We start from the raw sequence: 20,904 nt of genomic DNA on the forward strand, positions 1-20,904 counted from the left end.
GGGTACCTACGCGCTGCGCGCGTAGGAGAGAGACCGCCTCGCTGCGCTCGGCGCCCGGGGGCTTCGCCCCGGGCAGGGCCGGCCCTTCGGGCCGGTGTCCTGCGCTTTGCTTTGGACGGGTTCGGGCTTTGCCCGAACGGCTCGCTCCGCGAGCCGGGGTGACCCCGTTTCACGGGGTCCGGGCCTGCGGCCCGTTGGGGTGGGTTCGCTCCGCTCTCCCACCCTGGGGACCCCTCCGGCTTCGCCTCTGGGGTCGCCCGCTGCGCGGGCGGCGGGCTGGAAGGAGGTCATCCTGCTCGGACCTGCCGGCGGGGGTTGTCAGATCGAGAATCCCCAGGTGTCCCAACGTCTCACCCGCGGGCATCCCTCGGCTTCGGAGGCCTGTCTCTTCAGATTCGTGAGTTGCTCCGCGGTAAGTCCCTTCCCCTCAAGGGGAACGTACGCCCCGTGATACACCACGCAGTCAGTGGGGACGGGCTGAAAGCCGTACCAGCCGACCGTCAGCAGGGCGGCCAGTACCAGGGAGGCTACGAGGTGCTTGCGTTCGAGGGGCTTCGACAGGGGGTTGACCATGTCCCGGACCCTACCGATCGCTTCTCCTTCCGGAGGAGTCGGTATCGCGTAATCGTCTACGTCGAGCCTCGTTCGCGGTACAGTGATCAGTATGCATCATGTGGGGTGTAATGCATGTAGCTGTGTACGATCCCGAGAAACCCGCTACCCGCTCCTTGACGGGTTTTTCCCCGCCACTTCGTTTCAGTGGAGTGCTGAATTCAGAAGTCTGGTGGCGTCGTGCTTCGTCCTCTCAGGAGGAAGCGGTGACGGAAATTGTCCGGGGGCTCGATATTCCACCGGGGAAGCGGATTCCGGAGGCGGGTCTGCGGGCCACGGTGGTGGCGTGCGGGACCGGGAAGACGTTCATCGCGGCCGCGGCGGCGCTCCGTCTGGCCCGGAACGGGCGGGCCCTGGTGTTGCTGCCGGCGCTGGATCTGCTGACGCAGACAGCGGCGCGCGGCGCGACGACGTCGTGCCCGGCGTCACCGTGTGCGGCGAGGACCTCTTCCGCTGGCTCCCACTGCAACACCGGGAGCCTCTACTAGCGCATCCGCCCGTAGGTACGCGGCTTCCGCCCGCCAGGGCGGAAGCCGTCTGCGTGGGGTGTCAGAGGTCGAGGGCGGCAAGCCACTGCGCAGGCGTGCGGGGCGAGACGCCCAGCAGCTTCTGGGCGGACCGGTCGGCGTCGACGGGGAGGTCGGGAAGCGTGCCCAGGAACGCGTAGAACCCCGCGACGCCGGTCGCGGCCTGCTCACCGAAGAGCGGGGTGATCAGCTCGCCGAAGGCGGCGGGCTCCATCGCCTCGTACGTCACCGGTCGGCCGAGCCGCCCGGCGAAGGCCTCCGCGAGCTGGGGACCCGTGACGGCCGGGTCCTGTCCGACGGAGACCGTGCCCGTGATCCCGGTCTGCTCGAAGAGCGCGGTCACGACATCGGCCACGTCCAGGTGGGAGGACCATCCGACGGGGAAGCCGGGCCCCAGCGGATAGCGCAGCACGCCGCTTTCCTGCGTGGTGGCGAAGACCGGCGGCAGCAGCAGGTTCTCCATGTACAGCCGCGGGGCGACCACCGCGTAGGAAGCCCCGGATTCCTCCAGACCGGCCACCAGCGCGCCCAGGGCGTTGCCGGAGGGGTCCTGGAGGCCGGAGTCGTCGCCGCTGGTGGAGACGACCACGCGGCCGGGGCGGGTCTCCTGAACGGCGGCGACCACGTTCGCCGCGTACCGCCGACGGTCCTCCTCCGCGGCCATCGGCAGATGCACGAAGACGCCCTGCGCGCCCCGGTAGGCCGCGATCAGTTGCTCGGGAGAGGAGTAGTCGGTCGGAACCACCCGCGCACCGGGCACGACGGCGGAGGCGTTGCGGGTGAGGGCGGTCACGGGCTTGCCTGCGGCGGCGAGCGCGGCGGCGACGGGGGCTCCCTGGGCGCCGGTGGCGCCGTGGATCACGTAGGTCATGAGCCCCATTAGGGCATGAGGTGCCCCAGTTACATCAACTGCACCAATGGGTTAGGCTCGCAAAAATGACGAAGGAACATCCCGAAAAGCTGCCGGAGTGCGGCGTCGCCCGCTTTCTCGTACTCCTCGGGGGGCCTTGGGCCACGCTCATCGTGCGGGAGCTGCTGCCGGGGCCGCGGCGCTTCACCGAGTTGCGGGATGCCCTGCCGGGCATCAGTCCGCACACGCTCACCCGGCGGTTGCGCCAGTTTCAGGACAGCGGCATCGTCATACGCACCGCTTATGCGGAGATCCCTCCGCGGGTCGAGTACCGGCTCACCCCGTTGGGCGAGCGTCTGAGGGAGGTGCTGGAGTCGATGGCGGGCTGGGCGCTGACCGTGCCGGACCCGGCGGGCGCCGCCCCGCCGGGATACGAGGAGTCGGGCCGCTGACGGCCCTGCCCGGTTCGGCGTGCGGCACCGTCCGTACAAGCGCCGTTCCCGTCGCTGTCGATGTCGAGAGGGCATCGAGCCGACCAAACCGGACTGATGGTCCGAATGCGCCGATCCGGCGGGGCGTATGCCCCCACCTGCCCTCGCTGGGCACCTGTGGGCCTCTTACACCTGGCGTGGCTTCTCCTTTCAGGCTTGCCCACTCCTGCGGCGGGCGGCCTGCGCGGTGATCAAGAGGCAGGCCGTGGGGGCGGGAGCGAGCACGCCGGCCGCGGGCCTTCTCGGCGGTCGCGCTCGGCCTGATTTGCGGCCGTCTTGCACTCGCGCGGCAGTGATCACCACGAAGGCCGATGACCCCAACATGGCGATGAGGCTGTAGAGAATACTGTTCTTGGCCGCCGTGATGGTGCCCTGATCATCGGCGGAGAAGACATATCGCAGGCCTCCCAGCGAAAAGCTGATCAGCCCCATCGCGGCGCCGAAGGGGGCGCTTTCCACCACGAGTCCTTGCGTCACCGTCCGCGTCCCCGCCAAAGCCCTCGCAACCAATCTCCGTCCTTCCTGGCGGCCGTCAGCGGGTTCGTAGAGGCGGCAGACCTGCTCGCCGTCCGGCTGCTCGTGTTCGATCAGAAATCCCGCGATTGCGAACTCGCGCGGGACCTGACGGGTGTCACCGATCGGGATGCCGGTTGCCTCCGAGACTTGGCGAAGGTCCACTCGACCGCGCTCGGCCGTACGGGAGTAGACGGAGATCTCCTTGACCGTGGTTGTGCAGCAGGCCACCCCGCGCACGTGGCCAGTTCCCTGGCTCTCTCCCTGCGAGCCCACTCCAATGCGGCGATCACAGAGGCTGAGGCGGAGTGGTGGGCGGTAGGGCGGGACGGGCTGCTTGTCAGGGGCGGGGGCTAAGGTCGGCGGCGTACGGCCACCCAGCAGCAGGAGACCCCGTGTCGTCACATCGCATACAACCGCGGCCCACTTCAGCTCGGCCGGCCGGGCCGCGGCCGCCGGCATCGATGCCCTTTGAAGTCGAAGAAGTCTTTCCTGAACTGGCCGGTACGGCCCAAGAGGTCACCCTCCTCTACCCCCGGGCCGGGCAGCCTGGCGTGGGTGACAGCTCCGTCGGCGGCCCGCTGCTGTGGCCCGCCGACGAGCCATGGCCGATGTGCGCCGAACCGAACCACTACAAGCCGCTCGCCGCGCCCGTCGGGCCCGAGCCGATCGCCATGGTTCCGGTGGTCCAGCTGTACGCCCGGGATGTGCCCGCCCTCGCCTTCCCCGCCGGCACCGACCTGTTGCAGATCCTGTGGTGCCCCTTGATCCATGAGGAGGAGCCGTACGCGGCCAACCCCCGGCTCCATTGGCGCAGCACGGCCCTGACAACGGCCGGCGCCCTGACCGAGGAACCGCCACGCCCGCACGTCACGGACGAGGAGTTCGTACCACGCCCGTGCACGGTGTCCCCCACTCCTGCAGTGGAGTACCCGAACTGGGACCTCCCCGATGAACTCGACGAGCTGCTCGGGGAGCGGTTCGACGACTTCGAGATCGAACACGGCTACAGCTACCACGAAGTGGCCACCACACAGCAGAGCAAGGTCGGCGGATATCCGGCATGGATGCAGACCCCCCGCTGGCCCCGCTGCGCGGGCTGCGACACCCGCATGGAGCACCTGCTCAGCGTCACCGCGACCGAACCGGGCATGGGCCGCCGGCTCCCCCTCGACGACCGGGATCCGCTCCAGGACCCAGCCGCGACCCCCTCCTGGCAGGCCGAGGCCGATACCGCCGCAGTCGCCACGTTCGGACACCACATGTGCATGGGGGACATGGGCGGCATGTACTTCTTCGTCTGCCGCACCTGCCCCGGTACCCCGTACACCCACCGCTACGACTGTTGCTGAGCCCGGCCGGATCGCTTCTCGTGGGCGGCGACGGCATGGCGCGCCAAGGTCATGACGGTCAGTCGGGCGTATCGAACTCGATCAGGACGCCGCCTCCGGATCGGTGTGCTGTGGAAGTCCGCTGCCTCTTCACCCCTATCGCGCTACGAGGCGATCGCGCGCCGTACCGGGACCGCCAACCCGCCCTGTCGCGCCGACGAGTTCACCTAGTGGGTCCGCGATGGCCGAGCCGGCCGGACGAATCCCGGCCCGCGCCCCGCGCGTCGGGGGCTGCTCAAGGAGTGCTGTCCGGCGCGGCCACGGGTTTGGGCATACACAGCAATGGCTGCGGAACAGGTGGGCCCGTGTGTTGTGACGGAACGACGAAGTGAGAGAGTGACGGATTGACGGGTAGCGATGTTCGAAGTCTCGCCCTCCGCTGTCCGACCTCGTCCTGCGACCGCGAGCTTGCGTCTACTCCAGATGGAGAGCTGCCAAACCGGGCAGGCGGCGAGTCATCTCGTCGCGGTCATCGAAATCGAAGTTCCAGGTGGGGTCCAGCTCCCGGTAGCGGATGGTGGATGGGCTGGTGGGGAGCTGGTCACCGGTCGCCGAGATATGTGCGTTCCAGGCGATGACCAGCATGTTTTCAACCTCCAGGTCGACGCCCGCGGCGGCGGAGGCTTGAACGATGGGCAGTTCTGCCAGGGCATCTGGGTCAGCGACCACGCGCTCGAAGACTTCACGGCCCTGAGCGATCAGCCAGCCGCGGAAGTAGTCGAAGCCGTCGTCGGAGCAACCACCGTTGGCGAGGTAGGCAGCGGCCCACAGAGGATTGGTGTACGACTCGACCATCAGTTCCCACAGCACCTGCTCGCCCGCGATGATCTCCTCGAACGGCCGGGAGGCCAGGAGCGCGGTCGCTTCGCGAGCGACCGCTTCGCCGTCGTTCGGGTTGGACGCCTGATCGCGGGCTTCCTCAATGAGCTGCCAGAACTGCTGCTTGTTCATGGCGGCAGAGCCTGCCACCCGGTACTGACATCGGGCCGATCGCGGGAGCTCGGCGCATCGGCGCAGCAACGTCGCACCTGCCGGCGTGTTGGTCGCCGGGCGCGGGTGCGTTCTCGGCCTTCGACCGCAGGCGCCTCGACGGGTGCCGGATGGCGACGTGCCGCAGAAATTGTTGGCGTTCGGGTTCCCCGTGGGTAGCGAGCCGTTCGGTCGGACAGCGTTGGTGGAGCAAGAGCTGTCGGTTTCCGTCGACCGGATGTGAGGCGACGCGGATCTTCCTTTTCCTGGACCAAGCCCGGGTCGGTCGCGGTGCCGACGGGATTCCACTCCGCGGACAGATGGGAGTAGGTCCGCCCCGTCTCCGCCAGTCACCGTGCGAGGGGACTCGCCCACGGTGATCGCAATGGACCGCTTTGTCCTTTGTGTGGGCCGCCCGTCGGCGTCGGCACCCTCTCCGTCCCGGGCTCCGGCCGCCCGCCGGCTGAGGCGACCGGACGACGGCCGGACCCCACGAACGCGGCAGGACGCCCGTCGGTCGACTTCAGCCGCAGGGCTGTTCCCGGGCCGGCACCTGGGGGAAACCGCTTCTCCCCGCAGCCCGCCACCAAGCCTGTCACCGGCGGCCTGTTCAATGGCGTGCATGCAGACGAACCCCATCGACCGCCCGTCTCCATCCGTCCACCGGGCAGCGGCTCTGATGCCCGACGTACCGCAACTGCTGGAACGGGCCGAGTCGCTCGCCACCATTGGCCTCATCGTGGGCGGCCACGCTCCGTACAGCCTCGATGCGGTCGTATGCTCCAGCGGAGCCGGCATCGCCCTGCGCATCCCCAACGAGGGCGAACGGTGGCTGCAAGCGCACTTCCACCAGGAACAAGGCGCCATCATCTTCCTCTGGGACGTCGACGCGGACTCCGCGCCGTACGAATCCTCGCAGAGCGACACCTGGAGGCGAATCGTCGCGGAGGTGCCCAACGCCTTGCGGCCCTGCCTCCACCAACCGGAGTCGGGCAACCCCGGGGATGGCGAGCTGCCCTTCATCACCGCCGTCATGTGGCGTCTGCCGCAGGACACCGCCTGGCGGACGGCCGACGTCATACGAGACGACGCCGGTGTCCGGGATGCCTACGAGAGTGACGACCGGGCGCTGTTCGTCCTGACCGATCTGATCGCCCCCGCCCCCGCGACCTTGATGATGGGCGACATGCTCGGGGTCGAGCGTTCCTCGTTCGCCCTGGCCGCGGCAGTGCGGCACATCATGGCCCGGCAGGAGCCGCTGACGGAGGCTGTCGTACGCGCTCTCAACCCTGAGCTCTCGCTCTCCGACGTCGCGGTCGCCGCCGCTGCCCTGGCCTCCCTCACCGCTTCCGCGCGACCGGCCCCGGACCCTGGGCCCGGTGTGCCCGAACCCCGGACCGCAGCGAACGGCGCGGCCATGCTGACTGCGCTCGACGTGCCGCTCCAGTACGACCTGGCGCACTTCCTGCTGGAACCGGACGGCGAGGGGTACCACCGCATCCTGGTCCACCATTCGGGCAAGGCCCTCCAGACGGCAGGCGTCGAGCCCGGTGCGGGCATCGCGCAGTACGAGCCTGCGGAGCACGACGCACAGCGCTTCCGGCTGCAGGAGTGGACCGACGGGGCCTTCCATGACGTTTCCCGCGTCCCTGGCTTCGACCTTGATGACGACGCTGAGGACGACGAGACCGTGGTCCGGACCGGAGCGGTCTACCGCTTCCTCGCCAAGGAATCGGGCCTGGCATTGCGGTGGGGCACAGAACCCGGCGACCCGATCGTCCTCGCCCCACCGCGCGACGAGGACGAGTCCCAGCGATTCGTCCGGAGCGACCTCTACGGCTACGGCCTGTGGATGTTCCTGGGCCGCCCGGGCGACGGCACCCAGCATGCCGTCATCGGGGGCTGACGGCTCGAAGGCCGCCCGGGCCACCACTGCGTTCCCAGCCCGGAACCTCCCGCAGTCACTGCGTGCGCCGCAAGGTCCGGTACCAGCTCGGCAGCAGGTACGGCGTGCCGATGGCCGTGGCGGCCGCCCGGCCCTCCTGATGCTTCCGCCGGTTCCTGGGCCGGGCGGGGCAAACGGCCTCTCGTGACGGAACCGAAGCAGCCGGCGTGATCCGTGAAGAGAACCGGGTAACGCAGTCCTGCTCCTACGCATCCACGTGGACGGCGGGGTCCACGAAGTGTCGCGGTCGACGCGGAGTACGGCGCGTGCGTAGTCCGTGGGGGTGGCGCCCTTGCGGTGCATCACGGAAATCGCAGGGCGAAGGCGCTTCCGTAGGCCAGAAGCACACCCACTCGGCCGTCATGCGACGTTCGAACGCCTCCGTCGTCCAACGGTCCTGACAGACGGGCTGCCCAACTCCCCTGACTCCTGACTTCCCTCGACCGCGACGTCGGGAGCCTTGTCCAGGCCGGTGAACGCCCAGCCAACGGCATACGAAGAAGTCCCGCCGGCTACGGGAGCTGTACCGTACGCCGCTGTTCGGCCGGCTTCGGATCTTAGGTTCATGGGCTTCTTGCCGGTGGATCTTGTCGTAGCCAGGATGAAGACACCCGACCGGATAGCGTCATGCGGCGGTACATGGCATGGCCAGTCCGGCGGAGGCGCGGCGCCGATCGACACACCGTTCTTCGGCGTGATGGGAACGACCTGGTCGATTCCCATAGGCAGGACATGCCTGCGCAGACCGTCGGCTTTCCTGCGGGCCTGATCTGGTGTTCACCGGTATCGGCAGCCTCGCCATCCCGCTCAGCGGCTCCGAGGGAGGCCGGGTGGCACCCGCCCGGTTAGCCGTCCCCCGCCAGAGCCCCGCGGTTCCCTGCCGAGCGGCCCGGCCCGCTCGATGCCGATTCCCTCTCGCACAGCCCGACAAGCTCTCCGGCGACCCAGGCACGGGGAATTTCGCTTACACGTTCCCATGGTTTCGAGGGTTGTCGGGTGGCCAACTCTCAGCACATGCTGGGCCGCTTACCCACCCCGCCCATATGGATGACGGGGTCTGAAGCAGATGGGAGCTCATGGTGGACCGCTCGATCCGTCCGCGACGGTCTGTGTCCCTTCTCGCCGTGATCACGCTGTTCTCACTCGGCCTGATCGCGTATCCCTCGTCGGCCCAAGCCTCCGCGAGCGGATGCGATCCCTGGCCGCTGCCGCCGGTGCGTGTGTTGTGTGCCTCCGTCAGCGGCAGCGGAACCTACGTCGACCGCGTGAGCTTCAGCTCACCGCTCTCCTCGTTCACATGCGACGCGAAGGGTGCGATCCGCTTCTACGACACAGCCGGCGGCCTCTACCACCAGGAAACCCGTCAAGCCAAGCACGGATGCACCTGGGGCGACGGCTTTGACATCTACCCCCGCAAACACATGCGCAAAGGCAAGGTCTGCTCGGTACAGCTCATCAACGGAGCGCAGCGAGCGGGAGTCTGCCACAGGATCAATTGACTCCGGCATGCTGTGCGAACGGCCTCGGGGATCCGACTGCTCATGTCCCGTGGCCGGCCAATCACGACACTGCATATCCAGTGTCCCGCCGCACCGCCCGCACGAGCCGACCCGCCTCCACCATCCCTCGATGCGAAGTCATCACTCCGCGACCCCGAAGCCATGACCATGGACCACGCCGGTTGCGGGTAGACCCCGCTCTCTCCACGGATCGAGCGGTCACGCCTGGGGCCGGCGGGTCCCCCGCCTCCTCAGGCGGTGGCCAGCAGCGGGGCGAGTACGAGACGGCTCACAGCGTCTTCGAGGCCGATGCCGGGACCGAGCGAGGGCGGCCGGCCCACTACCGACCGTTGCGCGAACTGCGTGTCCAGGTGCGGCAGTCGTACGTCGGTGACGGTGATGCGGTCGCGGCGGGCTTCACGACCAGCCACGCGTAGCCATGTCGCAAGGGCGGACTTGGCAGCAGCGTAGTCGGCCATCCCCATGGCGGGACGGTCCACGATCTCACCCGTCACCACGACGGCCCTGCCGCCGGCGGGCAGCACCGTCAGCGAGCCGCGCACCACCGCGATCGGAGCCAGCGCGTTGATGGTGAACAGGTGCTCGCAAGCCGCCTCCGGCACCTCTGCGGCTCGGCCGAAACCTGCCACCCCGATGGCGACCAGCAGGGCGTCCAGTCCGCCCAGCTCTCCCCCGGCCCACTGGGCAAGGCGTCCGCAGCCGTCCAGGTCGTAGGCGTCGAACACCGTCCACGGGCATCCGCCGAGCGAGGCGGCGCGTGCCCTGAGACGGTCCCGGTTGCGTCCGGCGAGCGCGGGCTGCGCGCCGAGCGCCTTCAGCTGACGAGCGACCTCACCTCCGACGTCCCCGGTGGCTCCGACCACCAGGATCCGCATACCCAGGCTTGCCATGGCGCCCTCCTTGTCCGTGGTGTCGGCGCCGGGACCATGCAGCCGGCCCCTGCTGACCGGTCTTCGTCACGGGGCACGCGCGCGGATGCGAAACCGGCGGAGGTGTCGGCATCCGTTGTCGGGCGGGGCGGAAGAGGGGTGCGGGGGCGGCTCAGGTCGGTTCCGGCAGAGCTCCGCCGTCATGCGGCCCCCGTGGGTGATGCCGCGCCGAGGCGCGGCATCACGGAGGACCGGTCCGGCACGGCTCACATGGGAGTGAGGACCGTGTCGATGATGTTGACCGTGGCGTTGGCGGTCCGGACGTCGCCGCACACGATCTTCGCCTTGCCGTTGACGGTGAAGTTCTCACCGGAACCGGCTGTGGTCAGGGATCCGCCTTCGAGCGTCTTGAACGAGCCCATGGGCAGCTGCGCGGGGGTGATCTTCTCACCCACCACGTGGTAGGTGAGGATCTTGGTCAGCTCGGCCTTGTCGGCAAGGATCTTGTCCAGGTCGGCCTTGGGGATCTTCGCGAACGCCTCGTTCGTGGGCGCGAACACCGTGATGTCCTTGGCGTTGTTCAGGGTGTCGACCAGGCCCGCCTTCTTGACGGCCGCGACCAGTGTCGAGAGCGCCGGGTTGTTCGACGCCGCAGTGGCCACGGGGTCCTGGGCCATTCCGGCGAGACTGCCGGAGCCCTCCCTCGGGACCGACGCGCAGGCCGGACCGTACGGGTCTGCCTGCTGGGTCCCGGCGAACGCGGGGACGGCGACACCCAGGGCGACCGGGAAGGCGAACGCGGCAGCCGCCAGGGCGGCGGAGCGGCGCATGTAGTGGGTGGTCATGGTTCCTCCTCTTCGAGCAGGACCCCGGCAGGGGGTGACCTGTGGCGGCCCGCTCGTCCCCGAGTCGGTGGTACGGATCGGAGGGGAAGCCGGCGGCCGCGGACGTGTCCGGAATCGACCGGCTTTCAGCCCTCGGCCTTTGGTTCGGCGCCGTTCAGCGGATCGATTGGTGGAGAAACATACGAAAAGTCGAGATATCCGCTTTACCCATCCATTGCTCGATTGGCGTCGAATCAAGGGTGTGGCACTCCGTTCCGCCATCGCTCCCGCCGAGCACTGGACCGCGTACCCGGGTGTCGCATCCACCGAGGGAGCCGTCGTGACGAGAAGATCCGCACGGACATCGCCCCACACCCTGCCGAAGCCCCCGCCGGTCCAAGGCGCCGCAGGTGTCCCGGGCGGCTATGTGGAGGGCGCCTTCGCTCGGGTGCTCGCGGACGTCACTCACCGCGACCGGGTGTCCGTCGACAGCCACTTCTTCGACGAGCTGGGCGCCGATTCGATGGTGATGGCCCGGTTCTGCGCCCGGGTCAGGGCCACGGATGGCCTGCCGGCGGTGTCGATGAAGGATGTGTACCGGCATCCGACGGTCGGGCGTCTGGCCGCAACGCTCGCCGCCCCGGAGGTCCCGCGCACGAGCACTCCAACACCACCGACGCAGGTGGCGGAGCACCCCGCCGAGGGGGCTCCGCGCTACCTGCTGTGCGGTGCGCTCCAGCTGCTCACGTTCCTCGGATACTCGTACGCCGTCGCGTTCGCCGGCGTCCGGGGCTACGAATGGATCGCCGCCGGAACCGGCGCGGGTGCCGTGTACCTGCGCTCGGTGCTGTTCGGCGCGGCCGCCCTCCTGGGGCTGAGCGCCCTCCCCGTTGTGGCGAAGTGGGTGCTCATCGGCAGGTGGCGGCCGTGCCGCATACGGATCTGGAGTCTGCGCTACTTCCGCTTCTGGACGGTGAAGACGCTCGTCCGATCGGCGCCGCCGGTGCTCTTCGTCGGATCACCGCTCTACGTCCTGTACCTGAGGGCACTGGGGGCGCGCATCGGCCGCGGCACCGCCGTGTTCTCGCGAATCGTGCCCGTGTGCACCGACCTGCTCAGCATCGGTGACGGCACGGTGATCCGGAAGGACGCCTTCTTCACCTGCTACCGGGCCCAGGCGGGCATCATCCGGACCGGCTCGGTGTCCCTGGGCAAGGACGCGGTTGTCGGGGAGGCCTCCGTCATCGATATCGGGACCGGCCTGGGCAATGGTGCGCGGCTCGCTCACGCCTCCGCCCTGCACAGCGGGCAGGTGGTTCCGGACGGGGAGCACTGGCACGGTTCGCCCGCGGTGCCGGCCGCCACGAGCGCTTCCCTGGTCGGTCCGGCCGCCTGCGGGACCCTGCGCCGAGCCACGCACGGCGTCCTACAGGTACTGGCCGTGCTGCTCGTCTACCTGCCACTGTCGTTCGGCGGCGTGGGCCTGCTCCTGGCCTGGGCCCCGCAGCTGGCCGCCTTCCTGGAGCCGGGCCCGACCGCGCTGACGACATGGACGTTCTACGTCGAGGCCCTGACCGCGTCGCTGGTCCTCTTCTTCGGCGCGATTCCCCTCGGGCTGCTGTTGATCGCCACGGTTCCCCGGCTGATGGCCCGTTCCATCACGCCGGGCACGGTCTATCCGCTCTACGGGTTCCGGTACGGAATGCACCGGATGGTCACGGTGATCACCAACAGGCGTTTTCTGACACGGTTGTTCGGCGACAGCTCCTGCATCGTCCACTACCTCCGCCACCTCGGGTACGACCTCTCCCCCATCGAGCAGACCGGCTCGAACTTCGGCACGGAGGTCAAGCAGGACTCCCCGTACCTCACTTCCGTCGGCAGCGGAACGATGGTCGCGGACGGACTCTCGATCAACAACGCGGAGTTCTCCAGCACTTCCTTCCGCGTGTGCCGGGTGTCGATCGGACCCCGCAACTTCCTCGGCAACCGCATCGCGTATCCCCCGGGCGGCAGAACGGGCGACAACTGCCTCCTCGCGACGAAGGTCATGGTGCCCGTCGACGGGAAGCTAAGGGAGGGCGTGGGGCTACTGGGCTCACCGAGCTTCGAGATCCCGCGATCGGTGCGGCGCGACAGCACCTTCGACCGGCTGCAGACCGCCGACACGAGGCGGCGCCTGTTGTCCGCCAAGAACCGCCACAACGCCGCCACCATGGCCTGGTACCTGATGGTGCGGTGGTTCTGCTTCTTCCTGGTGACCCTGCTCTTCGCGGTCGCCGCCGAACTCTACGACCCGCTCGGGCCGGCCGCGATCGCACTCGCCAACGTCCTGGTCCTGCTCCTCACGGCCCTGTACTTCGTCGGCGTGGAACGCGCCCTCGTCTCCCGGCAGCCGCCCGCCCCACTGTTCTGTTCCATCTACGACCTCCGCTTCTGGCAGCGCGAACGCTACTGGAAGGTCCCCTCCGAGACGTACATGCGGCTCTTCAACGGCACTCCGTTCAAGAACGTGATCTGGCGCATGCTGGGCGTGCGGCTCGGCAGCAGGGTGTTCGACGACGGCTGCGCACTCACCGAGCGGTCGATGGTGACCATCGGGGACGACTGCACCCTCAACGCGGGCAGTGTGATCCAGTGCCACTCGCAGGAGGACGGCGCCTTCAAGTCGGACCGCACCTCCATCGGGTCCGGCTGCACGCTCGGGATCGGCGCCTTCGTGCACTACGGCGTCACTCTCGGCGACGGCGCGGACCTTGCCCCCGACTCCTTCCTCATGAAGGGCGAGACGGTGCCACCGTCCGCGCACTGGGGAGGGAACCCGGCCCTTCGGATCCGCCGGGTCGACGACACCTGACCGGAAACACCCAGTCGAGAAGGTGGGACCCATGGGAACTCCCGTGATAACCGGCCCGGAGACCACGGACGCGCGCATCCAGCACACCCCGCCGGCCGCCGGATGGTTCACCGCCGTACCCCGGTGGACTCCCGCACCCGTACCGGGGACGGCACAGTACGAAGAGGAGATCCCCGCCACCCTGACAACGGCGCTGCGCCGGCTGGCCCGAGACCTCGGTGTGACGCCCTCCTCCACACTGCTCTGCGCCCATTTGAAGGTCCTGAGCGCGCTGTCGGGGGTTCGCGAGGTCGGCTGCGGCTACGTGGCGGTGCCTGGCGGCCCCGCTCTGCCGTTGCGCCTGTCGCTCGACTCCCGCTCGTGGCGCGCGCTGTTGCTCGCCACGCATCAAGCCGCGTCCACGTCCGCGATGGCGTCCGCGTCCGCGTCCGCCACGGCACCCCACCGCGACCTCCCGGCGGGCGCCATCCGTACCGGCATCGGCTTCCCCGCGTCCTCGCCCGAGGCCGTGTTCGACCCGTACGGTGACGGCGGACCTGAGACCGACGCGGCGCTGCGGGTTTCGGTGACAGCCCGGGGCAGCCGGTGCCTCCTGCGCCTGCGGTACCGCACCGAGGTGCTCGACGGGGAGTGCGCCGCCAGGATCACCGGCTACCACCTCACCGCGCTGGCACTGATGGTCGGCGACCCGCATGCCGACCCGGGACCTCAGAGCCTGGTGGGCGCCGCGGAACTGCACCACCAGGTCGTCGGACTCGCCGGGCCTCGGCGGAACCTGCCGGACCTCCGGGCCCACGAGCTGTTCGAACAGCGGGCGCACGCCCATCCGGACGCCGTCGCGGCCGTGCAGGAGGGGCGGTACTGGACGTACGGGGAACTCAATGCCCGGGCCAACCGGCTGGCCCACGCCCTGCTGAAGCTCGGACTGCGGCGGGAGGACGCCGTCGCCGTGGTGTGCGAGCGGAGCCTGGGGTGGATGGCCGCCGTGCTCGCGGTCCTCAAGGCAGGCGGAGCGTACGTCCCGGTCGAGCCGCACTTCCCGGCCGACCGCATCACCACCATGCTCACCCGCTCCTCGTGCCGCTTCGCGCTGGTCGAATCCGGCAGCACCGCCGCGCTCGACCGGGCCCTGGACCGCTTGGCCGAAGTCCGGATCGTGGCCATCGACGCGGCTTGCGAAGACGTCCGCAGCGCCGACGACCCCCGTGTCCTCATCCCGGCGGACTCGCTCGCCTACATCTACTTCACCTCCGGCTCCACCGGTGAGCCCAAGGGCGTCATGTGCGAGCACGCGGGCATGCTCAACCATCTCCACGCCAAGATCGACGACCTGGACATCGGCGAGGGAGCGACCGTCGCACAGACGGCGCCGCAGTGCTTCGACATCTCCCTGTGGCAGTTGCTCGCCGGGCCGCTCGCCGGAGGACGGACCCTGCTCGTCGGGCAGGAGACGGTCCTGGACGTCGAGCGCTTCCTCGACACGGTCATCGCGGGCAGGGCCACGGTGCTCCAGGTCGTGCCGTCGTACCTCGACGCGGTGCTGGCCTCGCTGGAACGCACCCCCCGGGACCTGCCGGACCTGCGATGCGTGTCGGTGACCGGCGAAGCGGTGACGAAGGAACTCGTCGAGCGCTGGTTCGCGCGCCTGCCGGGGATCCGGCTGGTCAACGCGTACGGCCTGACCGAGACCTCCGACGACACCAACCACGAGGTCATGGACCGGGTCCCGGACTCCGACCGCGTTCCGTTGGGCCGGCCCGTGGGCAACGTACGCGTCTACGTGCTCGGGCCCAATCTGGAGCCGGTGCCGATGGGCGCGCCCGGCGAGATCGTCTTCTCCGGGGTCTGTGTCGGTCGCGGTTACGTGGGCGACCCCGAGCGCACCCGGCTCGCCTTCGCCGCCGACCCCCACCACCCGGGGAGCCGGATCTACCGGAGCGGGGACCAGGGTCGATGGCTCCCCGACGGCAAGCTGGAATTCCTCGGTCGCCGCGACACCCAGGTCAAGATCCGTGGCTTTCGGATCGAGCTCGGAGAGATCGAGGGCGCCCTCGTGCGCGCCCCCGGAGTCCGCGCCGCCGCCGTGGTGGCCGCCCGGCGGGCCGGCCAAGAACCTTTCCTGGTGGCCTTCTGCACCGGGGCCGCGTCCCTGGATACCGGCCGGCTCCGGGACGTGCTGGGCACCTCCCTGCCCGCGTACATGGTTCCGTCGGCGTTCCACCGGCTCGAACGGCTGCCGGTGACCGCGAACGGCAAGACCGACACGAAGGCACTGCTCGCACTCGCAGAAGGCCGGGGCGAGCCGCGCGACGATCCTCGGCCTCCCCGCACCCCGGCTGAACGACGCCTCGCGGCGGCCTGGTCAAGGTCCCTGGGAATCCCGGTGGAGCGAATCGGCCGCCAGGACGGGTTCTTCGACCTGGGCGGCACCTCGCTGTCGGCCCTGCGGGTGGTGGTCGCCCTGGGCCGGGAGATCTCCTTCAAGGACCTCACCCGCCACCCCTGCCTGGCGGACCTGGCCCGGCTGCTCGATGACCGCGTTCCGACCTGCGACAGCCCCTGAACCCCCGACACCCGTGGACGAGACCGAGAGGAACGACGATGTCCATCTCCCTCCCCATTCCCTTCCCCACCGCACAGCGGCCGCCGGGCGGTCTGCCGCTCCTGTGCGTCGAAACGGCCACCGACCCGGTGGACTGGGTCGCCCGGCAGCGCGACGTGCTGCGCGCCACCCTGGTCGAGCACGGCGTCGTCATGGTCCGCGGCCTCGGCCTGCGCGACCCGGCCCAGCTCGGCGTCATCCTGCACCGGCTCGGTGCCTCGCCCGTGACGGAGAAGGAGGCCTTCGCACCCCGCCGGAGCTACGCCGACGGTGTCTACTCCTCGTCGGCTTGGCCCGCCAATCAGCCGATGTGCATGCACCACGAGCTCAGTTACGCGCTGACGTTCCCCTCCCTCCTCCTGTTCGCCTGCCTCGGCGCACCCGCCACCGGCGGCGCGACCGCCGTGGCGGACTCGGCTGCCGTTCTCGACGCCCTGCCGCCCTCGCTGTCCGATCGCTTCGCCCGCGAAGGCTGGTTGCTGACCCGCAGCTACGGAAACGACATCGGGGCCTCCGCCGCCGAGGCGTTCGGCACCGACGACCGTGACGGGATCGAGAGCCACTGCCGGGCCAACGCGATCACCTTCGCCTGGCAGCCCGACGGCACACTGCACACCCGGCAGCGACGGAGCGCCGTCCTGAGCCACCCGGTCACCGGCCGGCGATGCTGGTTCAACCAGATCGCGTTCCTGAACGAGTGGACCATCGACCCCGAGATACGCGAGTTCCTCCTCGCCGAGTACGGCCCGGAGGGCCTGCCGTTCAACACCTTCCACGGCAACGGCGACCCGCTCTCCCCCGAGACCGTCCACATCATCAACAGCGTCTACGAGGAACACACGGTCCGCCGGCCCTGGCAGGTCGGGGACCTCCTGCTCGTGGACAACCTCCGCACCGCCCACGGTCGCGAGGCCTTCGAAGGACCCCGCGAGGTGATCGTGGCCATGGGCGAGCCCCTGCACCCGAACGACTGCTCCCCGACCATGGAGGTGACCGTCCCATGACCACCACCGACGCGACCAGGACGAACACGCAAGGTACCGGACTCCGGGTACCGCCCTTCGCGGTGATCTCCGGATCCCAGGTCCACCAAGCCCTGCTGGGGCGCGAGAAGCACCTCGTGCAGGTCGTCCGGGACACCTACCGGCTGCACGGCGCCGGCCTGACGGTCAACCCTCCGTCTTCCTTCCTCCGATTCCCGGACCGTCCCTCGGCACGCATCATCGCGCTGCCCGCCTCCATCGGTGGATCCGTTCCGGTGGACGGGCTGAAGTGGATCTCCAGCTTTCCCGAGAACGTCGCATCCGAGATACCTCGTGCCTCGGCCGTCCTGATACTCAACGACCCCGCCACGGGCTATCCGTTCGCCTGTTTGGAAAGTTCTGTCATCAGCGCCACCAGAACCGCCGCTTCAGCGGCGTTGGCGGCCGACTGGCTCAGCCGGGGTCGGTCTCGGCCGACCAGGGTCGGATTCATCGGAACGGGATTGATCGCCCGCTACGTCCACACCTTCCTGACCGGAACGGGATGGACCTTCGACGAGCTCGGCGTGCACGACCTGTCCCCCACCAGCGCATCCGGATTCCGGATGTATCTGGAGCAGTCGGGGGCCACCGGCCGCATCACCGTTCACGACCGCGCGGAGGATCTCGTGCGGGCCTGCGACCTGGTGGTCTTCGCCACCGTCGCCGCCAAGCCCCACGTCAGTGACCAGTCCTGGTTCGGCCACCATCCGCTCGTTCTGCACATCTCGTTGCGTGACCTCGCCCCCCAGGTCCTGCTCGCGTCGACCAACATCGTCGACGACATCGATCACTGCCTCAGGGCGGACACCTCACCGCACCTCACCGAACGGCTCACCGGCAACCGCGGATTCATCGCCGGCACCCTGGACGATGTCATGGCCGGACGGATCACCGTGCCGAAGGACCGGACCACGGTGTTCTCGCCGTTCGGCCTCGGCGTCCTCGACCTGGCCGTCGGCCAGTACGTGTACGACGAGGTGGTCAGGTCCGGCCGGCTGCGGATCGTCGACGACTTCTTCCACGAACTGCGCCGGTACGGATGAACACCCGCAGCGTTCGGCGCCCGAGCCGGCTGTCCGGTCACGGGGAGGTCCCGCCGCCGTTCATCCGGACCTGAGGAGACCATCGTGCGTGTCATATCCGTTCCCCACGAATTCAACGAAGAGGAACTCTTCATCGACCTTCGACCGTCTCTCGGTTGCCCGCTCTTCCTCAAGTGCGAGGGATTCAACTTCGCCGGATCCGTCAAGCTGAAGGCCGCCACCGAAATGGTGGAGTCCGCCGAGCGGGACGGCACCATCACCCCGGATTCCATCCTGGTGGAGTCCTCTTCCGGCAACCTCGGCGTCGCCCTGAGCGTGATCACGGCCAGCAAGGGATACAGGTTCGTCTGCGTGACGGACTCCCGCTGCAACCTGGCGACCCGGCTCATGATGGAGGCTCTCGGCAGCACCGTCCACGTCATCACCGACCACGAGGCCGGCAGCAGTTTCCTCGCCGCCCGGCTCGACTACGTCAAAGGCCTGTGCCAAGCCGACGACAGGTGCGTATGGCTCAGCCAATACACCAATCCGGCCAACTGGAAGGCGCACTACCGCAACACCGCTCCGGCCATCGCCCGGGGATTCCCCCAACTCGACGTGCTGTTCGTCGGCGCCGGCACCACCGGCACGCTCATGGGGTGCGCCCGCTACTTCAGCGACTGGCACCGCCGCGTCAGAATCATCGCGGTCGACAGCTCGGGCTCCGTGACCTTCGGCGGGGCACCGGGGCGGCGCATGATTCCGGGACTGGGCATGAGCGTCCCACCACCGCTCCTCGACAGGTCCCTGGTCGACGAGGCCGTACTCGTCGACGAGGAGGACACCATCCGCACCTGCCGGGCCCTCGCCAGACGGGGATTCCTCTTCGGCGGCTCGACCGGCACGGTCGTCAGCGGAGCGGCCAAGTGGCTGGCACGCCATCCGGACACCGGCCTCACCGCGGTGGGCATCGCCCCTGACCTGGGCGAGCGCTACCTCGATACCTTGTACCAGGAGAACTGGGTACGAGCCCTGTACGACGACGACTTGGACCCTGAAGGCGCCTCACCACACCGAGCGGGCCTCGGCCGGTTCCTGCGGACGCCCTGACGGACGGGGGGACGTGGGACCGCAGGGTCCTCGGCGAAGCACGCCGGCCGCGGCTTGACATGGCCATCGGACAGGCGGGGGCATGCGAATGCGTCGGAGCACACGGGTGCACCGGCCGCGTTCCTTGCGCCATGCGGGTGACCTCCGAGGACCGGACCCATCTATGCGGACAACCGCGACGAATCACCCATGAGACTTCGGCCGGTCGGTCGAGGCGTCCGATCCGGGAGTGATCATGCGATACCGCACTGCTACCGCTACTACCGCTGTTGTGCTGGCTGCTCTGTGCGCGGCGCCCGCGCTCGCCACGGCGGACGACGGGCCGCGTACCCTGCCCGCGATGGATCACCAGGGGCTGAGCGCGATCGGCCTGACCGGGGACCAGCGACTGGTCGAGTTCGACGTACGCAAGCCCACCACGACCTGGTCGCACGGCAAGGTCACGGGCCTGCGGGGCGACACCAAGCTCGTCGGCATCGACTTCCGCGTGCAGAACGAGAAGCTGTACGGCGTCGGCGACAAGGGCGGCATCTACACCCTGAACACCATGAACGCCAAGGCGATGAAGGTGTCACAGCTGACCGTCGCTCTGGCCGGCAGTGCGTTCGGGGTGGACTTCAACCCTGCGGCCAACCGTCTGCGGGTCATCTCCAACACCGGCCAGAACCTGCGCCACAACATCGATGACGCGGCCGCACCTCTGACCACGACCGTCGACGGCACCCTGACCAACCCGACCATGCCGCCGTCCACCGCGATGGGCCTGACAGGGGCGGCGTACACCAACAACGATCTGAGCGCGGCGACCGCTACCTCGCTGTTCGACCTGGACACCATGGCTGACCGGATTTCCCTCCAGTCCCCGGCGAACGCCGGAAGCCTGGCCCCCACCGGCAACCTCGGTGTGAACGCCGGCCTGGACGCCGGATTCGACATCTACTTCGACGCCGCGGCCGGATCCAACCACGGGTTCGCCGCGATCAACACGGGCACGGGCTACCGCTTCTACGCCGTCGACGTGTTGACGGGCAAGGCCACCGACAAGGGCGCCTTCCCGAAGAGCTTCCAGGTCAGTGATCTGGCCCTGCCCGTCAACCAGAAGTAGTCCCGGCTTCCGGGCCCGGATGCGCGGACACCCTCCGGCGGGGCGCCCGCGCACTCCGGCCGCTCGACAGGGCCACGTGAAGACGTGCCGTGGCCCGGCATCCTCCGGGCGGAGCATGCCGAGCCACCGTGCATCGCACTGACTCCCACACGAGTCACGCGCCGATCGGCGCCCGCCCGGCTACTTGGGCATGAGGACGGTGTCGACGATGTAGACGTTGGCGTTGGCGGTCTTCACGTTGCCGCAGACCACGTTCGAGGTGTCGTTGACCTTGTAGGCGTCGGCGGAGCCGGCGGTGGTGACCATGCCCTTCTGCAGGGTCTCGAAGGAGCCGTTCTCCAGTTGCTTGGGGGTGAGCTTCTGGCCCACGACGTGGTAGGTGAGGATCTTGGTCAAGGTGGCCTTGTCGGCGAGGACCTTGTCGAGGTCGGCCTTCGGGATCTTGGCGAACGCGTCGTTGGTCGGGGCGAAGACCGTGATGTCCTTCGCGTTGTTGAGGGTGTCGACCAGACCCGCCTGCTTTACGGCAGTGACCAGCGTGGACAGGGCCGGGTTGTTCGAGGCCGCGGTGGCGACCGGGTCCTTGGCCATGCCGTCGAACGAGCCCGCACCGTCGGCAGGCACCCCGGCACAGGCGGCGCCGAACGGCTTGTCCATCGCCATCGCGCCATC

General features: G+C 69.0%; 18 protein-coding genes. 11 read left to right on the forward strand and 7 right to left on the reverse strand.

Annotated features, from left to right (window positions below; all coding sequences use genetic code 11):
* Positions 1–318 precede the first annotated feature (318 nt).
* Positions 319–573, reverse strand: coding sequence for a hypothetical protein (locus ACFVS6_RS41105; RefSeq protein WP_389711654.1), 255 nt, complete (start codon positions 571–573; stop codon positions 319–321).
* Positions 574–683: 110 nt separating this feature from the next.
* Between ACFVS6_RS41105 and ACFVS6_RS41110 the strand changes: the two genes are divergently transcribed.
* Positions 684–1,100: a DEAD/DEAH box helicase family protein gene (locus ACFVS6_RS41110; protein WP_389711655.1), complete on the forward strand. Its 417-nt coding sequence runs from the start codon at positions 684–686 to the stop codon at positions 1,098–1,100.
* 61 nt (positions 1,101–1,161) lie between these two features.
* Here the strand turns inward: ACFVS6_RS41110 and ACFVS6_RS41115 are convergent, their stop codons facing one another.
* On the reverse strand, positions 1,162–2,010 hold the full coding sequence (locus tag ACFVS6_RS41115) for an NmrA family NAD(P)-binding protein (RefSeq protein WP_389711656.1): 849 nt from the start codon (positions 2,008–2,010) through the stop codon (positions 1,162–1,164).
* A gap of 65 nt (positions 2,011–2,075) precedes the next feature.
* Here ACFVS6_RS41115 and ACFVS6_RS41120 point away from each other — a divergent pair, with 65 nt between their 5' ends.
* Positions 2,076–2,441, forward strand: a complete 366-nt coding sequence (locus ACFVS6_RS41120; RefSeq protein WP_389711657.1) for a winged helix-turn-helix transcriptional regulator — start codon at positions 2,076–2,078, stop codon at positions 2,439–2,441.
* A 189-nt stretch (positions 2,442–2,630) separates the two neighbouring features.
* On the opposite strand, the gene ACFVS6_RS41125 is transcribed toward ACFVS6_RS41120, so the two are convergent.
* On the reverse strand, positions 2,631–3,233 hold the full coding sequence (locus tag ACFVS6_RS41125) for a hypothetical protein (protein WP_389711658.1): 603 nt from the start codon (positions 3,231–3,233) through the stop codon (positions 2,631–2,633).
* A gap of 314 nt (positions 3,234–3,547) precedes the next feature.
* Between ACFVS6_RS41125 and ACFVS6_RS41130 the strand changes: the two genes are divergently transcribed.
* Positions 3,548–4,345: a DUF1963 domain-containing protein gene (locus ACFVS6_RS41130; protein ID WP_389711659.1), complete on the forward strand. Its 798-nt coding sequence runs from the start codon at positions 3,548–3,550 to the stop codon at positions 4,343–4,345.
* A gap of 453 nt (positions 4,346–4,798) precedes the next feature.
* Here the strand turns inward: ACFVS6_RS41130 and ACFVS6_RS41135 are convergent, their stop codons facing one another.
* The gene (locus ACFVS6_RS41135) at positions 4,799–5,335 is read right to left on the reverse strand and encodes a DUF4240 domain-containing protein (protein ID WP_389711660.1); all 537 of its coding nucleotides are present in this window, start codon (positions 5,333–5,335) and stop codon (positions 4,799–4,801) included.
* 640 nt (positions 5,336–5,975) lie between these two features.
* On the opposite strand from ACFVS6_RS41135, the gene ACFVS6_RS41140 reads away from it, so the two are divergent.
* Both ACFVS6_RS41140 and ACFVS6_RS41145 read left to right on the forward strand, forming a co-directional pair.
* A complete protein-coding gene (locus ACFVS6_RS41140; RefSeq protein ID WP_389711661.1) occupies positions 5,976–7,259 on the forward strand; it encodes a hypothetical protein in 1,284 nt (427 codons plus the stop codon).
* A 1,163-nt stretch (positions 7,260–8,422) separates the two neighbouring features.
* Positions 8,423–8,797, forward strand: a complete 375-nt coding sequence (locus ACFVS6_RS41145) for a hypothetical protein (protein ID WP_389711662.1) — start codon at positions 8,423–8,425, stop codon at positions 8,795–8,797.
* A 251-nt stretch (positions 8,798–9,048) separates the two neighbouring features.
* Here the strand turns inward: ACFVS6_RS41145 and ACFVS6_RS41150 are convergent, their stop codons facing one another.
* Positions 9,049–9,708, reverse strand: a complete 660-nt coding sequence (locus ACFVS6_RS41150; RefSeq protein ID WP_389711663.1) for an SDR family NAD(P)-dependent oxidoreductase — start codon at positions 9,706–9,708, stop codon at positions 9,049–9,051.
* Positions 9,709–9,953: 245 nt separating this feature from the next.
* Positions 9,954–10,532: a fasciclin domain-containing protein gene (locus ACFVS6_RS41155; protein WP_389711664.1), complete on the reverse strand. Its 579-nt coding sequence runs from the start codon at positions 10,530–10,532 to the stop codon at positions 9,954–9,956.
* A 319-nt stretch (positions 10,533–10,851) separates the two neighbouring features.
* Here ACFVS6_RS41155 and ACFVS6_RS41160 point away from each other — a divergent pair, with 319 nt between their 5' ends.
* The 6 genes from ACFVS6_RS41160 to ACFVS6_RS41185 all read left to right on the forward strand — a co-directional run bounded on the left by ACFVS6_RS41160 (position 10,852) and on the right by ACFVS6_RS41185 (position 20,232).
* A complete protein-coding gene (locus ACFVS6_RS41160; RefSeq protein ID WP_389711665.1) occupies positions 10,852–13,368 on the forward strand; it encodes a Pls/PosA family non-ribosomal peptide synthetase in 2,517 nt (838 codons plus the stop codon).
* Positions 13,369–13,399: 31 nt separating this feature from the next.
* Complete coding sequence (locus ACFVS6_RS41165; RefSeq protein WP_389711666.1) at positions 13,400–15,931, forward strand: amino acid adenylation domain-containing protein; 2,532 nt, start codon at positions 13,400–13,402, stop codon at positions 15,929–15,931.
* Positions 15,932–15,969: 38 nt separating this feature from the next.
* Positions 15,970–16,974: a TauD/TfdA family dioxygenase gene (locus ACFVS6_RS41170; RefSeq protein WP_389711667.1), complete on the forward strand. Its 1,005-nt coding sequence runs from the start codon at positions 15,970–15,972 to the stop codon at positions 16,972–16,974.
* Positions 16,971–18,038: a 2,3-diaminopropionate biosynthesis protein SbnB gene (gene sbnB, locus ACFVS6_RS41175; protein ID WP_389711668.1), complete on the forward strand. Its 1,068-nt coding sequence runs from the start codon at positions 16,971–16,973 to the stop codon at positions 18,036–18,038. Before ACFVS6_RS41170 ends, sbnB begins: the two co-directional genes overlap by 4 nt.
* 84 nt (positions 18,039–18,122) lie before the next feature.
* Positions 18,123–19,127, forward strand: a complete 1,005-nt coding sequence (gene sbnA / locus ACFVS6_RS41180) for a 2,3-diaminopropionate biosynthesis protein SbnA (RefSeq protein ID WP_389711669.1) — start codon at positions 18,123–18,125, stop codon at positions 19,125–19,127.
* A gap of 235 nt (positions 19,128–19,362) precedes the next feature.
* Positions 19,363–20,232 (forward strand): DUF4394 domain-containing protein, encoded by an 870-nt coding sequence (locus tag ACFVS6_RS41185; RefSeq protein WP_389711671.1) that lies wholly within the window; start codon positions 19,363–19,365, stop codon positions 20,230–20,232.
* 180 nt (positions 20,233–20,412) lie between these two features.
* Here the strand turns inward: ACFVS6_RS41185 and ACFVS6_RS41190 are convergent.
* On the reverse strand, positions 20,413–20,904 hold a 492-nt coding region (locus tag ACFVS6_RS41190), incomplete at its 5' end, for a fasciclin domain-containing protein (protein ID WP_389711670.1).

Source organism: Streptomyces sp. NPDC057939, assembly GCF_042887545.1.
GTDB lineage: Bacteria > Actinomycetota > Actinomycetes > Streptomycetales > Streptomycetaceae > Streptomyces.